General features: G+C 51.7%; 1 protein-coding gene. It reads right to left on the bottom strand.

Translation table 11 applies throughout. From position 1 onward, the window contains the following. Positions 1–429, bottom strand: a 429-nt coding sequence (locus ACTHUR_RS21750) for an SIMPL domain-containing protein (RefSeq protein ID WP_440400893.1), incomplete at both ends; no start/stop codon positions are given.

The raw sequence follows: 429 nt of genomic DNA on the forward strand, positions 1-429 counted from the left end.
CTTCTAGCAACAGCAGCTTCGGCACTCATCATTTTGGTACGGGCGAAACCTAAACGGTCGTCGATGGAGCGGTTGCCAATGTGGCCTAAATTGAGTTTGACGATTTTGTAGTTGGAAAAGCCGAGTGTTTTCGCCAAATCTTGCGCACGGTCTTTGAAGCGCAGGATGGCGGCTTTGCTGACTTGATCGACGGCGGCTTCGCGTTTTTCTTTGGAGATGCTGAAGCCGATGTGGTCGAGAGTGGCAGATTGCAGCGTCTCGTCAGTCAGGCGGTTGATGGCGTCAAAGTCTTTGCTTTCGACTTTGAACGAAGCAACTTCTTCCCAGCCTGTTTGGATGCGTTTGCCGTTGTTGTTGTATTCATGGCGCGGGCTGGCACTGCGGCTGAGGAGCTCGGTTTGGAGTTTGTTGTTTTGTACGGCTTTGTTG

It is taken from the genome of Neisseria sp. P0021.S007 (assembly GCF_051956855.1).